The organism is Dysosmobacter segnis, assembly GCF_014297285.1.
In the GTDB taxonomy this organism is placed as follows: Bacteria; Bacillota; Clostridia; order Oscillospirales; family Oscillospiraceae; genus Oscillibacter; species Oscillibacter segnis.
The window spans coordinates 1-13,565 of the sequence record NZ_JACOQI010000007.1 but is presented as its reverse complement, the minus strand read 5'-3'; the positions used below and the strand labels follow the sequence as shown (position 1 = coordinate 13,565).

General features: G+C 44.6%; 16 protein-coding genes and 2 pseudogenes. 14 read left to right on the top strand and 4 right to left on the bottom strand.

From position 1 onward, the window contains the following. Positions 1-236 precede the first annotated feature (236 nt). Complete coding sequence (locus H8Z83_RS08500; protein WP_008372835.1) at positions 237-1,043, top strand: helix-turn-helix domain-containing protein; 807 nt, start codon at positions 237-239, stop codon at positions 1,041-1,043. A 61-nt stretch (positions 1,044-1,104) separates the two neighbouring features. On the opposite strand, the gene H8Z83_RS08495 is transcribed toward H8Z83_RS08500, so the two are convergent. From H8Z83_RS08495 to H8Z83_RS08480, 4 genes and pseudogenes are all read right to left on the bottom strand, one after another. Further along, the gene (locus H8Z83_RS08495; RefSeq protein ID WP_005335911.1) at positions 1,105-2,067 is read right to left on the bottom strand and encodes a DUF3658 domain-containing protein; all 963 of its coding nucleotides are present in this window, start codon (positions 2,065-2,067) and stop codon (positions 1,105-1,107) included. A 29-nt stretch (positions 2,068-2,096) separates the two neighbouring features. After that, positions 2,097-2,474 (bottom strand): TnpV protein, encoded by a 378-nt coding sequence (locus tag H8Z83_RS08490; RefSeq protein WP_005335912.1) that lies wholly within the window; start codon positions 2,472-2,474, stop codon positions 2,097-2,099. Further along, positions 2,434-2,796, bottom strand: coding sequence for a helix-turn-helix domain-containing protein (locus H8Z83_RS08485; RefSeq protein WP_005335920.1), 363 nt, complete (start codon positions 2,794-2,796; stop codon positions 2,434-2,436). The genes H8Z83_RS08490 and H8Z83_RS08485 overlap by 41 nt, the downstream gene beginning before the upstream one ends. Before the next feature lie 191 nt (positions 2,797-2,987). After that, positions 2,988-4,421, bottom strand: a pseudogene (locus tag H8Z83_RS08480) (recombinase family protein); the annotation flags it as partial. Between the two features lie 526 nt (positions 4,422-4,947). Between H8Z83_RS08480 and H8Z83_RS08475 the strand changes: the two are divergent. The 13 genes and pseudogenes from H8Z83_RS08475 to H8Z83_RS08410 all read left to right on the top strand — a co-directional run bounded on the left by H8Z83_RS08475 (position 4,948) and on the right by H8Z83_RS08410 (position 13,293). Next, positions 4,948-5,892, top strand: a complete 945-nt coding sequence (locus H8Z83_RS08475) for a DUF6017 domain-containing protein (RefSeq protein WP_002604485.1) — start codon at positions 4,948-4,950, stop codon at positions 5,890-5,892. Between the two features lie 36 nt (positions 5,893-5,928). Further along, a complete protein-coding gene (locus tag H8Z83_RS08470; RefSeq protein WP_002604484.1) occupies positions 5,929-6,402 on the top strand; it encodes a PcfB family protein in 474 nt (157 codons plus the stop codon). Next, positions 6,399-6,701: pseudogene (locus H8Z83_RS08465) on the top strand (hypothetical protein); the annotation flags it as partial. The gene H8Z83_RS08470 and the pseudogene H8Z83_RS08465, both read left to right, overlap by 4 nt. A 49-nt stretch (positions 6,702-6,750) precedes the next feature. Further along, the gene (locus tag H8Z83_RS08460; protein WP_207732025.1) at positions 6,751-8,598 is read left to right on the top strand and encodes a recombinase family protein; all 1,848 of its coding nucleotides are present in this window, start codon (positions 6,751-6,753) and stop codon (positions 8,596-8,598) included. Between the two features lie 79 nt (positions 8,599-8,677). After that, a complete protein-coding gene (locus tag H8Z83_RS08455) occupies positions 8,678-8,872 on the top strand; it encodes a transposon-encoded TnpW family protein (protein ID WP_071143486.1) in 195 nt (64 codons plus the stop codon). A gap of 154 nt (positions 8,873-9,026) precedes the next feature. Continuing rightward, positions 9,027-9,329: a hypothetical protein gene (locus H8Z83_RS08450; RefSeq protein WP_071143485.1), complete on the top strand. Its 303-nt coding sequence runs from the start codon at positions 9,027-9,029 to the stop codon at positions 9,327-9,329. A 70-nt stretch (positions 9,330-9,399) separates the two neighbouring features. Beyond that, a complete protein-coding gene (locus H8Z83_RS08445) occupies positions 9,400-10,011 on the top strand; it encodes a recombinase family protein (RefSeq protein ID WP_071143484.1) in 612 nt (203 codons plus the stop codon). Positions 10,012-10,282: 271 nt separating this feature from the next. Further along, complete coding sequence (locus H8Z83_RS08440; RefSeq protein WP_002326770.1) at positions 10,283-10,567, top strand: topoisomerase C-terminal repeat-containing protein; 285 nt, start codon at positions 10,283-10,285, stop codon at positions 10,565-10,567. 133 nt (positions 10,568-10,700) lie between these two features. After that, complete coding sequence (locus H8Z83_RS08435; RefSeq protein ID WP_000635249.1) at positions 10,701-10,940, top strand: peptide-binding protein; 240 nt, start codon at positions 10,701-10,703, stop codon at positions 10,938-10,940. Positions 10,941-10,988: 48 nt separating this feature from the next. Continuing rightward, positions 10,989-11,072 (top strand): 23S rRNA methyltransferase attenuator leader peptide ErmL, encoded by an 84-nt coding sequence (locus H8Z83_RS08430; protein ID WP_057486050.1) that lies wholly within the window; start codon positions 10,989-10,991, stop codon positions 11,070-11,072. A gap of 124 nt (positions 11,073-11,196) precedes the next feature. After that, complete coding sequence (erm(B), locus tag H8Z83_RS08425) at positions 11,197-11,934, top strand: 23S rRNA (adenine(2058)-N(6))-methyltransferase Erm(B) (RefSeq protein WP_001038795.1); 738 nt, start codon at positions 11,197-11,199, stop codon at positions 11,932-11,934. Positions 11,935-11,994: 60 nt separating this feature from the next. After that, on the top strand, positions 11,995-12,900 hold the full coding sequence (locus H8Z83_RS08415; protein ID WP_178801768.1) for a hypothetical protein: 906 nt from the start codon (positions 11,995-11,997) through the stop codon (positions 12,898-12,900). Between the two features lie 18 nt (positions 12,901-12,918). After that, positions 12,919-13,293, top strand: a complete 375-nt coding sequence (locus H8Z83_RS08410; RefSeq protein ID WP_072851246.1) for a hypothetical protein — start codon at positions 12,919-12,921, stop codon at positions 13,291-13,293. Positions 13,294-13,565 lie beyond the last annotated feature (272 nt).

Below are 13,565 nucleotides of genomic sequence, written 5' to 3'. Positions count from 1 at the left end.
CCCTGCCAAAAGTCATGGCGCTACATCGCCGGGGAAGCATATCCCACACAGGCTGGTCATTCGATTGGAATAATCCATCGATGAACTACCTGTATCATAGAACATTTTTGTGCCCTGTGCCGTATATCCACAAAGTAGGAATCAGGGGGAAAATCAGAAATTTCCACGATTGCGGAAAGTGTGATATAATCCAGTTAAACGGCAGAAATAAAACCACCGGAAAGGAGCGTGCGCCCATGAAAGTTGCAACAAGCATACAGGAACGCCTTTGGGAACTCCGCAAAGACAAAGGCTTAAATCTGGAAGAACTATCAAAGCTGACGGGCATTTCTAAATCAGCCCTTGGCAGTTATGAAAAAGAGGATTATAAGGAAATCAATCATGGCAACCTTATCACGCTGGCAGACTTCTATGGGGTTTCCGTCGATTATCTGCTGTGCCGGACAGAGAACAGGGAGCAGATCAACACGCCACTGACGGAGCTGCATTTGAACGATGAGATGGTGGCACTGCTGAAAAGCGGTCGGATTAACAACCGTCTGCTCTGCGAACTTGCCACCCATAAGGACTTTATCAAGTTTCTTGCGGACATTGAGATTTATGTGGACGGGATTGCCACCATGCAAATCCAAAATCTCAACTCCCTTGTTGATACCGTCCGGCATGAAATTATTGAACGGTATCGCCCCGGCGAAGATGACCCGCATTTGAAGGTGCTGCAAGCCGCACATATCAGTGATGATGAGTATTTCAGTCACATGGTTCTGGATGACCTCAACCTGATTATCCGGGATATTCGGGAATTCCACAAAAAGGACAGCGAGAGTGCGCCCCAAACTACCGTTGCCGATGAACTGAAAGAAAATCTGGAAGCGGTCGAAAATTTCAAGGGCAGTCGAGATGAAAAACTGGTTATCCTTTACTGCAAGCAGCTTGGTATCAACTATAAAAACCTGTCAGAAGAAGAATTTCGCTGGTTCATTCGTATTCTCAAAAAATCAAAGAAAATGGGAACACCTATCAGCCAGAGGAAAAAACGGTAAAGGAAAACCGCTGTTGCATGGTTTGTTGGATTCCATGTAGCAGCGGTTTGTGCTGTGGTTATTATTTCATTCGTTTTCTTAATATTCGGCGATAATTTGTTTCTCCCTTTGGTGCGTCCTGTATAATTTCCAACACACCATCTTCAAGCATTTTATCAATGCGATTGGAAATCCATACATCACTAATTCCAAGTTGATATTTTCCTAAAACATTACCTATGACAATAGCCATTTTGAATTGCTCTGGCTGTTCCGCAATTTCACGAAGAATGAAACTATCATATATATCTTCTGAAACGCTTTGCAATTTACCATTTAACATTGCACGCAAAGGTGCATTTTCATTTTGAAGTTGATTCCATTTCATAGTACAAGCTGAAAGAAATACAGGATTAGCTTTCTCTTGTAGAGTTATATAGTTTCCCCATTCGCCAGGAGAGACCTCGCCCCATGCTATTTTGGATGTCATAGTATTTTCTTTTCCATATTCCCATGTAGGTAACTTAACCAAATAAATTGTTGTCTGGCAGTTTAATGGTTGAAGTTGTTTCATAAGCCAATACATACCACAAAGCTCATCTGGATTATAGCTATACCAAATGCGAATTTCTTCCCCAGCTACATATCGTTCAATCACTGAGGTCAATGTAGTTTTAATTTTCTGTATTTTTTCTTCAACCTGATAATCTAAATCCTCTACAAAGCAGACAGACAGCATTTTCTTGAAAATATTTTTCCGCTGTTCGCCAATTCCATTATCAGAAATATCTCCCACACTAAGAGCCATATCAAAACAATAAACATCACTGCTCTTGCCTCCCAATGGAATAGCATTCTCCCAAGCAATGCGTTCTTGTTCCTGTGCTTGAAGCTGTGCCTTTTTCATTTCATCTGAAGATGGAACACTCCCGTCTTCGTGCCTCATAAATATTGAAACAGCACTTCCTCTATACTTTCCCTTGCCGTAAGTTTGGGCAATTTTCAAACTTCCACAGGCACTTTCACCAAATACAATTTCAATCATCTTATATACCTCCGATTTAATTGCTCCCGTTATGAATAAATCATCTCATACAAAACAATTTCTTCTGCCCTGTTGTGAATGTTATTGCAACGCTGCACCCATTCCATTTGTCGGGTACACTTCAATTCCTCTGTCACGCCCTCGGTAGCTTTCATCTGCTCCATGATAGTGTCTAACCGTTTTTGTGCCTGTTCATTCAGGTCTGCAAGATATGTCAACAATTCTCCGGTCAGTATCAATGTATTCAATCTGGCTGGGTGGACTTCTCTTAAATATTCCCGGTGCATTCGTCCGTACTTTCCGATAGGGCGGTGTTCCTCCGGCAGTTTCAAGCCTGGAATGTAGTAATCTCCGACAAGGATATAATCAATTCCGTTTTCCGTTATTCTTGGTTTCAATTCGCTCATGTTCCTTACCTCCTGTGGAAGCAGGCTCGTCTGGTACTAACTCAATCACATCAGTAATCTCACAATTCAGAGTTTCACAGATACGGGCTAATGTATCCATGCTGATGTGCTTTCCCTCTTTGCTCATGTTGGCAATCATATTTGTTGTCATACCAGCAGCAAGCCTTAAATCCTCTTTTCTCATATCACGCTCTAACAGTGTGTGCCAGAGTGGTTTATAGCTGATGTGCATATTGTTTTCCTGCCTTTCTATCCATACCACCGGGGCGGTTGCCCCGGCAGGAACTTTTCTCTTATTATAACACCAATCTTGTGAAATCACAATTTATTCTTGTAGCCTGCCGCTGATACCGTCTGGATTGTGCATTCCCTTTCTTTTTGTTCCCTTTAATTAGCCATGAACTGCTTGATGCCCTGGCTTTTTGCTTATGTGTGATAAAGAAGCAATAGAAGTGCAAAAAATTTTGCCGTTCCTATCCGACACTTGGCCATTGTGTCGGATAGGTCGGGCGGTTATTCGGGCAAGTCAATCTTGCCGACAAAGCTGTAATAAATCTCAATGTCCTGCCTGCGGGTGCCGTTCTCATCATAGCTGCACTCATGCACCACAATTTTCTCGATCATTTCCCGCAAGAGAGTGGGGGTCAGTTCTTCAAAGGCAAGGTGCTTGCGGACAATGCCCATAAATTTCTCGGCGTTGACGGTAGCTGCCTGTGACTTGTCCAGTTCGGCTTGCAGGGCGGCGGCTCTCTTTTTCAGCTCCGCTTGCTCGGCTTCGTAGTCAGCCGACAGTTCCATGAAACGCTCATCGCTGATTTTGCCGTTTACATTGTCCTCATACAGCCGCTTGATAATGCGGCTGATTTCAGAAATGCGTTCCTGCGCCTGTTCAAGCTGCTTGATGGCTGCGGCGGTCTTTCGCTTGCCGCCGATCTCGTTCTGCTGGACAAGTAGTTTCACAAACCGGCTCTCATGCTTGGCTGCGTATTCGGTCACTTGCCGGAGATTTGCCAGGACACCAGCGGTCAACAGATCGGTGCGGATAAAGTGCGCCGTACAGTTGCGGGTGCGCTTCTTGTAGCTGCCGCAGATGTAGCAGTCCTGTTTGCGGTCTTTGTTCTGATACCGCTGCTGATACAGCACATGGCCGCAGTCGGCGCAGAACAAAATCCCGGAGAACAGCCCCACTTCATCGTAGCGGTTCGGGCGTTTGCGCTGTTTGCGTAACTCCTGCACCCGTTCCCATGTTTCCTTGTCGATGATCGGCTCATGGTGGTTCTCGAAAATGGCCTGCTTCTCGACGGGGTTCTCTATGCTGTGCTTGACCTTATAAGAAGGCTTTTCCGTTTTGAAGTTCACCAGACATCCGGTGTACTCTCGGTTTTCGAGGATATGAACGACGGTGTTGGTCGCCCATTTGCACTCATAGCCTGGGTGATAACGGCGGGTGCTGCCTGTCCGCTGATATTCCAGCGTCCCCGGCGTGGGGATTTGCTGCTCCGTCAGCATACGGGCAATCTTGGTCGGGCCGTTCCCGGCAAGGCAAAGCTGGTAAATCTGCTGCACCACCGGGGCGGCTTCCTCGTCTATAATAAAATTCTCGTCCTCGTCCATCACATAGCCGTAAACCGGCTTGCTGGTAACAGGCTTGCCGCTCATGCCTTTTGACTTTTTCACTGCCTTGATTTTCTTGCTCGTATCTCTCACCAGCCATTCATTGAACAGATTTCGCAGCGGGGTAAAATCGTTGTCCATGCCCTCGCTGGCACTGTCCACATTATCGTTGACAGCGATAAAACGCACACCCTTTTGAGGGAACAGCATTTCCGTGTAAAACCCTACCTGCAAGTAGTTTCGCCCTAACCGGCTCATGTCCTTGACGATGACCGTACCCACTTTCCCGGCTTCAATGTCCGCAAGCATGGCTTGAAATCCGGGCCGCTGGAATAATGAGGTGTGATAGCGATAGCGGCAAAAAGCTAATAAAATCAATGGTTTTGCGGACAGCGGATAGACAGGGAATGTGTTAAAAACTGAATACGCACACAAACGGCGTTACCTTAACCCCTTTGGGGGAGAAAGTAACGCCGTTTTTTTATGCCCGCAGGAAAGGAGGTGCAGCCGGAATGTATTTCACAAAGGGCAAGCAGCGGGCGTTTGAATTGCTCATGCAGCAGAAGCCGGGATTTGACCGCTATCAATCCGGTTGTGCCGGAGATGATGAAGATTGCGGCACTTGCCGTTTCTACCGCCCCGGGTGGAAATATGAGTTTTGCGTTTTCAAAGAGTGTCCCTATTGCCCCGGCAAAAGGACGCGGAAAACGCACGCCAGCATGGACAAATAGACGGGCAAAAGCCCTTGTGCCATGCGGCTTTGCAGACGCGAAAACGGCAAAGGGCATATTGCAATACCAAAACAGCCGAAAACGGCTTTCTAATTGTCCACGCATACCAAGAGAGGAAGTGAGGAAATATGGCAGTTTTCAGAGTGGAGCGAAATACGGGATATACCGTTATGAGCAACCACCACTTGCGAAACAAGGAATTGTCCTTAAAGGCAAAGGGCTTGTTGTCGCAAATGCTTTCGCTGCCCGAAGATTGGGATTATACCCTTGCGGGCTTATCCCATATCAACCGGGAGAAGATCGACGCAATCCGCGAAGCGGTAAAGGAACTCGAAAAAGCCGGATATATCGTGCGCAGCCGGGAGCGCGACGAAAAGGGACGCTTGCGGGGCGCAGATTACGTCATATACGAGCAGCCGCAGCCGCGAGAGCCGGAAGCAGCTACCAGCGGCGGACAGCCGCCTATATTGGATTTACCTACATTGGAAAATCCAACATTGGATAATCCAACGTTGGAAAAACCTACGCAGGAAAAACCTACGTTGGAAAATCCAACGCAATTAAATAAAGATATATTAAGTAAAGAACAATCAATTACTGATTTATCAAGTACCGATTCCATTCCTTTCCATTCCCTAAACCCCTTGCCCTTTGCGCATGGCGAAGCGGCTACGCCGCCGGAAAGGAAAAGAACGGAAGCGAAAAGCAATAGCGCAGTAGAGATTTACAGGGAGATTATCAAGGACAATATCGAATACGACCATCTCATTCAAAACTGCAAAATTGACAAAGACCGTTTGGACGAGATTGTTGACCTTATGCTGGAAACCGTCTGCACAGCCCGAAAGACAATCCGTATTGCCGGGGACGACTACCCCGCCGAATTGGTGAAATCCAAGTTTTTGAAGCTGAACAGCAGCCATATTGAGTTTGTTTTGGATTGCATGAGGGAGAACACAACCAAAGTGCGCAACATCAAGCAGTATCTAAAAGCGGTGCTGTTCAACGCGCCGAGTACCATTGACAGCTACTATACCGCCCTTGTCAATCACGACTTATACGGCGGCGAATGAGCATAGCCGCACTTTACCGGGAAAGGAGTTGATACCTTGCAGGAGGAAGTAACCCAAAAAACGATTGCCCTATACGTCAAAGTGGGAAAAGGCGCGGCGCGGCTTACCGAACAGGCGTTACAGAAAGCAATCCAAAAGTTTTTGGAGCAGAAAAGCAAACCCGCGCATGGGAAACAGACCATGCGGCAGCTTATGAAGCAGAACGCGGGTGTTTCCAACATCGAGATCACCGACAGCAATATTAAAGCCTTTGAGAGTACGGCGAAGAAATACAACATAGATTTTTCGCTAAAAAAGGTTAAGGGCGAGCAGACCCGTTACCTTGTGTTTTTCAAAGGCCGGGACGCGGACGTTATGACCGCAGCGTTTCAAGAGTTTTCCGCAAAGAAGCTGAACCGGGAGAAAAAGCCCTCTATCCGCAAAGCCCTTGCCGCTGCAAAGGACAAGGCGAAGCAGCTTAACGCCGCCCGCGACAAGGTAAAGAAAATGGACAGGGGGCGCGAGATATGAAGCAGATCAACTACAAAAAGCTGATACTTCCGAATATCCCCTATGTGTTCTTTGTCTATCTCTTTGATAAAGTCGGACAGGCGGTGCGGCTTGCCCCCGGCGCGGATATTTCTGCAAAGATACTGAATATCACACAAGGATTTTCCGCAGCCTTTGAAAACGCCTTGCCGAGCGTTTACCCGTTGGATTTGCTTGTCGGCATTGTCGGTGCGGTGATTATCCGCTTGATAGTCTATGTCAAAGGGAAAAACGCGAAGAAATACCGCAAGGGCGCGGAGTACGGCTCTGCCCGATGTGGTGCATAATCTTAACTGTAAGGAAAACTATGTGGACGCAGGAGGTATGCACATGAACGAATATAATAAAATTACAGCCCTTTACTCCCGCCTTTCCGTCGGGGACGAGGACAGAGATGGCGGCGAGAGCAACAGCATTGTAAACCAAAAGGCATTTCTGGAACGGTACGCCCAACAGCAGAGATTAACCAATATCCGGCACTACATTGACGATGACGAAAGCGGCAGGTTCTTTGACCGCTCTGCCTATTCCCGCATGATGGAGGATGTGGAAAACGGAAAAATAGGCGTCTGCATTATGAAAGACCTGACGCGCTGGGGGCGTGATTATCTCCAAGTCGGCAATGCAATGGAGGTATTCAGACGGAACAATGTCCGCTTTATCGCGGTCAATAACGGCATAGACAGCGACAATCCCGATACATTGGAGTTTGCGCCCTTTATCAATATCATGTCGGAGTGGTACGCAAAGGACATCAGCAAGAAAGTAAAAACGGGTATCAGGACCAAGGGTGCAAGCGGCAAACCCATCGCCACCGAAGCCCCATACGGATATATGAAAGACCCGAACAACAAGGATTTTTGGATAATCGACGAGGAAGCCGCCGAAGTGGTACGCTTGATTTTCCGTCTGTTTATCGGCGGGAAGAACAGAAACCAAATTGCCGTATATCTCAAAAACGAGCAAATCCTCACGCCTACGTTCTACCTCAAACAGCACGACAGAGGGACAGCGAAAAGCAGACCGCTGAACGAGGAAAATCGCTATAAATGGAACAAAGCAACCTTAACCAAGATACTCACAAGGCAGGAGTATTGTGGTGATGTTGTCAATTTCAAGACCACAAAGCATTTTCGGGACAAGCGCAACCACTATGTAGATAAAAGCGAATGGCAGATAACCGAGAATGTGCATGAGCCGATTATCGACCGCGCCGACTTTGAAACCGTACAGCGGATTTTGGAAAACGCGCCTGTCAGACGCCCTAACGGGGACGGAGAAATCCACCCTTTGTCGGGCTTGATGTTCTGTAAAGACTGCGGCGCAAAAATGCACATTCGCATAGATTACAGGAACGGCGGCAAGCGTCATGTTGCCTTTTGCAGCGAGTACCACAAGGGCAAAGCCAAAAATCCCAAATGCAATTCCCCGCACATCATAGACGCTGATTTAGTCATGCAGACTATCGCGGATGTTCTGAAAAAAGTTGCAGAATACTCCATAAGCAACCGGGAGGAATTTGAAGCATTAGTCCGAAAAAACCTTGATATGCAGCAGACGGACAAGAGCAAAAAACAGCAGAAGCGTATTCCGCAAATTACAACACGCCTTGAACAGATTGACAAGGTGCTGAATAAACTCTACGAGGATAACGCCCTCGGTGCTATCCCACAAGACCGATACGAGCAAATGTCACAGAAATATTCGGAGGAATACTATACGCTGAAAGCGGAACTTGCAGAACTCAAAGAACAGTTATCCGCGTTTGAGGACGCAGGAGGATGGGCGCATAAGTTTTTGAAGCTGATAGAACGCTACGCCGCCTTTACCGACCTTACCCCCGCCATTCTCAATGAATTTATCAGCAGAATTGAAGTGCATGAGCGCGATAAGAAAAGGGCAAAACAAGCTGTTCAGCATATCGGGATATATTTCAGCTATATCGGCAAGTTTGAAAACGAACTGACACAGCTTGCAGAGCCGACAGAGGAAGAAATCCGGCAAATGCGGGAGAAAATCGAAGAAGCCCAAAAGGAAAAGAGCCGCGCTTATCATCGGAACTACTCAAAGGAATACCGGGCGAAAAACCTTGAAAAACGCCGGGAGTATGAACGCATCAAGGCGCGGGAATATCGGGCAAAGCGAAAGGCGCAAGCCGCTGCGCTGCCCGTATCGTAAAACAGAATAACCGACAGCAGAAAGGGATTTTCCAACTATGGGAAATCCTTTTTTTGCACCCAAAGGAAGGAGTGACCCAATGACAGAAAAGAAAACCACAACCACCGCGCAGAAGCAGCCGGATGGTATCATCACAACACAGCGGAACGGACAGACCATCGTTGCGGAGTTGTTTTTCAATCACAGAAGCGCAGAAACATTCCGCGACAAGCTGCTGAAAGCGATACTTGCCGACTATTCGCATTTTTCTGCGTCTGACGGTCAAGAGCCGTAAAAACGGAATATTTGACGATTGGAACACTCTGGACGAGGAATGTATCGCCAGAGCATTTTCTATTGAAAAAACGCCGTTTTTCCCAAGTCAAGAGCCGAAGAAAACACCCGAAAAATGCCCCTACTGCGTAACAGGGGCGCAGAAAGGAGAGTTTATGAAAACAGGACTGAAAAAGCAGGAAAAGACCACCGATATTTGGTTTGACGAGAAAGACCCCCTTATCCATATCCGCACCCACAACACCGACTTGAAGAACAGGCTGACCGCGTACAGCCGCCGCTTCCCCTCTGTCTGTAAGCTGACCGACAGCGACCCGGAAACGGGCTGTATGGAGTTTGAGATTGCAAAGGGACGCTTCTCTTTCCGTCTGACCGCACCATACAGCGAGGAACGCAGACAGGCGGCAAGCGACTATGCAAAGAAGCATGGTATTTCAGCCGGGAAAAGCAAGCCATGACACAAAGATACAGTAAAATTATTAGGTAAGGACGGTTGATGTCTATGTAAAACGAACAGGAGGATAAAAATTGACTGGAAGCATTTACGGCTATGTGCGTGTCAGCACAAGAGAACAAAACGAGGACAGGCAGCTTATCGCCTTACGCGAGGTAGGCGTTTCAGATAAGAATATCTTTATGGATAAGCAATCCGGCAAAGATTTTGAGCGTCCACAGTACAAAAAGCTGCTTAGAAAAATGAAAAAAGACGACCTGCTCTATATCAAGAGCATAGATCGTCTGGGACGCAACTATGAAGAAATCTTACAGCAATGGCGTATCATCACAAAGGACAAGGGCGTTGACATTGTGGTTTTGGATATGCCCCTGCTTGATACGCGCCGGGGAAAAGACCTTATGGGAACATTTCTCTCGGATATTGTGCTTCAAGTGCTGTCCTTTGTGGCAGAAAACGAGCGCACCAATATCAGACAGCGGCAAACAGAGGGTATCGCGGCAGCAAAGGCGCGGGGTGTGCGCTTTGGGCGACCACCACGCCCCTTGCCGGATAACTTTCATGCTGTTTATCAGAGGTGGCGTGCCGGGAAAATTACCGGCACAGCAGCCGCAAAAGAGTGTGGTATGCCCCTTGCGACCTTTCGCTACCGGGCAGAAATCTACGAAAAAGCCAAATTATTGTAAATAGGCGGTTTTACAGAAAGGTGTACTTTCCTGTAAACCGCCTATTGCTTATAGGTATTTAATATTATACTTCTTCAGACGGCGTTTTTCAAGTCTTGAAATGTAAATATTCGTTTATATCCCGGCTAATTTGTCGATAAAATGCGTTTACAGGAAAGTACACGTTACTAAAGGGAATGGAGATAAATTATTAGATATACTACTGACAGCTTCCAAGAAGCTAAAGAGGTCCCTAGCGCCTACGGGGAATTTGTATCGATAAGGGGTACAAATTCCCACTAAGCGCTCGGGACCCCTTGTAGGAAAATGTCCTAAGTGTGGCAACAATATTGTATTAAAAAAATCGTTTTATGGTTGTTCAAATTATCCTGAATGTAAGTTTACTTTAGCTGAACATTTTAGAAAGAAAAAACTAACCAAAACGAATGTAAAAGAATTACTGGAGGGAAAAGAAACCCTGGTAAAAGGAATCAAAAACAAAGAGAAAAAGCCCTACAATGCCGTTGTAAAAATTGGGGAAAAGGGATATATTGATTTTATATCTTTCTCAAAATAAACATAAAAGCCCTTTAAAGAGGGCTTTTATATATTAATCACAAATCACTTATCACAAATCACTTATCACAAATCACAAGTGATTTGTGATTGTTGATGATAAAATAAGAATAAGAAGAAATAGAAAGAAGTGAGTGATTGTGGGAAATTTAGGCGCACAAAAAGAAAAACGAAATGATACACCAATCAGTGCAAAAAAAGATATAATGGGAGATAAGACGGTTCGTGTTCGTGCTGACTTGCACCATATCATAAAAATCGAAACAGCAAAGAATGGCGGAAACGTAAAAGAAGTTATGGAAATAAGACTTAGAAGCAAACTTAAGAGTGTGTTGATAGTGCATTATCTTAAAATTTTGTATAATAGGAATTGAAGTTAAATTAGATGCTAAAAATTTGTAATTAAGAAGGAGGGATTCGTCATGTTGGTATTCCAAATGAGTAATGTAGATAAAACATCTACTGTTTTGAAACAGACTAAAAACAGTGATTACGCAGATAAATAAATACGTTAGATTAATTCCTACCAGTGACTAATCTTATGACTTTTTAAACAGATAACTAAAATTACAAACAAATCGTTTAACTTCTGTATTTGTTTATAGATGTAATCACTTCAGGAGAGATTACATGAACAAAAATATAAAATATTCTCAAAACTTTTTAACGAGTGAAAAAGTACTCAACCAAATAATAAAACAATTGAATTTAAAAGAAACCGATACCGTTTACGAAATTGGAACAGGTAAAGGGCATTTAACGACGAAACTGGCTAAAATAAGTAAACAGGTAACGTCTATTGAATTAGACAGTCATCTATTCAACTTATCGTCAGAAAAATTAAAACTGAATACTCGTGTCACTTTAATTCACCAAGATATTCTACAGTTTCAATTCCCTAACAAACAGAGGTATAAAATTGTTGGGAATATTCCTTACCATTTAAGCACACAAATTATTAAAAAAGTGGTTTTTGAAAGCCGTGCGTCTGACATCTATCTGATTGTTGAAGAAGGATTCTACAAGCGTACCTTGGATATTCACCGAACACTAGGGTTGCTCTTGCACACTCAAGTCTCGATTCAGCAATTGCTTAAGCTGCCAGCGGAATGCTTTCATCCTAAACCAAAAGTAAACAGTGTCTTAATAAAACTTACCCGCCATACCACAGATGTTCCAGATAAATATTGGAAGCTATATACGTACTTTGTTTCAAAATGGGTCAATCGAGAATATCGTCAACTGTTTACTAAAAATCAGTTTCATCAAGCAATGAAACACGCCAAAGTAAACAATTTAAGTACCATTACTTATGAGCAAGTATTGTCTATTTTTAATAGTTATCTATTATTTAACGGGAGGAAATAATTCTATGAGTCGCTTTTTTAAATTTGGAAAGTTACACTTTTTAATAACGGAGGGAATGGAATGAAAAAACTTGTAACCTTGCTTCTTTCGCTTGCTTTAGTGCTATCTCTTGCAGCTTGTGGCGGAGAAGCGACACCTGACGCATCTGACGATGCCCCCGCTTCTTCTCAAAATGAAGAAAGCACCGAAAACGACAACACCGAAAATCAAATCGTATTTGAGGAAGTTGTTGCCATTGACAACGCAGAGTGTGCGGTAAAAATTACCGAAATCGACCCCGATAATATGTGGGGCTACACTCTGAAAGCACAGCTTGAAAACAAGTCCACAGAGAAAACCTATATGTTCTCTGTCGAGAGTGCTTCCATCAATGGTGTTCAGTGCGATCCAATGTTTGCAAGCGAGGTAGCTGCTGGCAAAAAGGCTAACGAAGAAATCAACTTTAGCACCGATACTCTTGAGGAAAATGGTATTGTTGAATACACAGATATTGAATTGACTTTCAAGGTGTATGATAGCAATGATTGGTCTGCTGACCCTGTTGGAAAGGAAACAATCCATGTCTATCCATACGGAGAAGAAAACGCTGTTGCATTTGTGAGAGAAGCACAGGCTACTGATAATGTGATTATCGATAATGATTATGTTACTGTTATCGTAACAGGCTATGAAGATGATGAGATATGGGGCTATACTGCCAATCTGTTCTTGCTGAACAAGACAGACAAAACGGTAATGTTCAGCGTTGATGACGCATCTGTAAACGGCTTTATGGCAGACCCATTCTATGCAACTTCTGTTTCTGCCGGAAAATGTGCATTTAGTTCTATGGCATGGTCTGATACAACTTTAGAGGAAAACGGAATTACCGAAGTGGAAGAAATCGAAGTCCTGTTTAGAGCATACGATGCTGATGATTTTATGGGCGAAGATTTTGCAAATGAGGTAATTACATTAAATCCGTAACGAGATGAGGTGTGCAACATGAAAACGGCAAAATTAGTAATCGGAATTATCAGCATGGTTTTATTTGTTTTAGTAGCTTTTCAATCTTGCGCTGCCGGATTAGGAAATGCTTTAGCAGATAACGGCGAAGTAAGCGGAACATCAGGAATGTTGCTTGCTTTCTGTATGCTGATTGCAGGCATCGTTGGAGTAGCAACCCGAAAGAGCAAAGGCGGCGGAATTGTTGCCGGAGTATTCTATCTGTTGGGCGGACTGCTGGGAATTGTAAATTACGGTAGCTTCTCTGACCTTGCTATCTGGTCTGTCCTTTGTTTCATTTTCGGAGCTGTCTTTATTTTGGGCTCCTTGAAAATGAAGAAAGCAGATAAAAGTAACACAGACGCGGCAGAATAATATTATTCAAATAACAATAACATAATTCCCCAACAGGGCGACTATTTCCAAACCGAAGTAGCCGCCCTTTTCTTTTACTAAAAATCAAAAAGGAGGGCTACCATGTCGAAGAAAAAACCACCGACCACCATCGAGGAATGTAACGCCGAAATGGGTTCCGTCAAGATTTATGCGCAAAATTGTTTGCAGGCTCCGGCTGAGTGAAGTCAGCCGGCAATAGAGGCGTCGTCCAAAGCCGCCTCCAAGTGCTTCATGTTCATGTATTTCTTGTT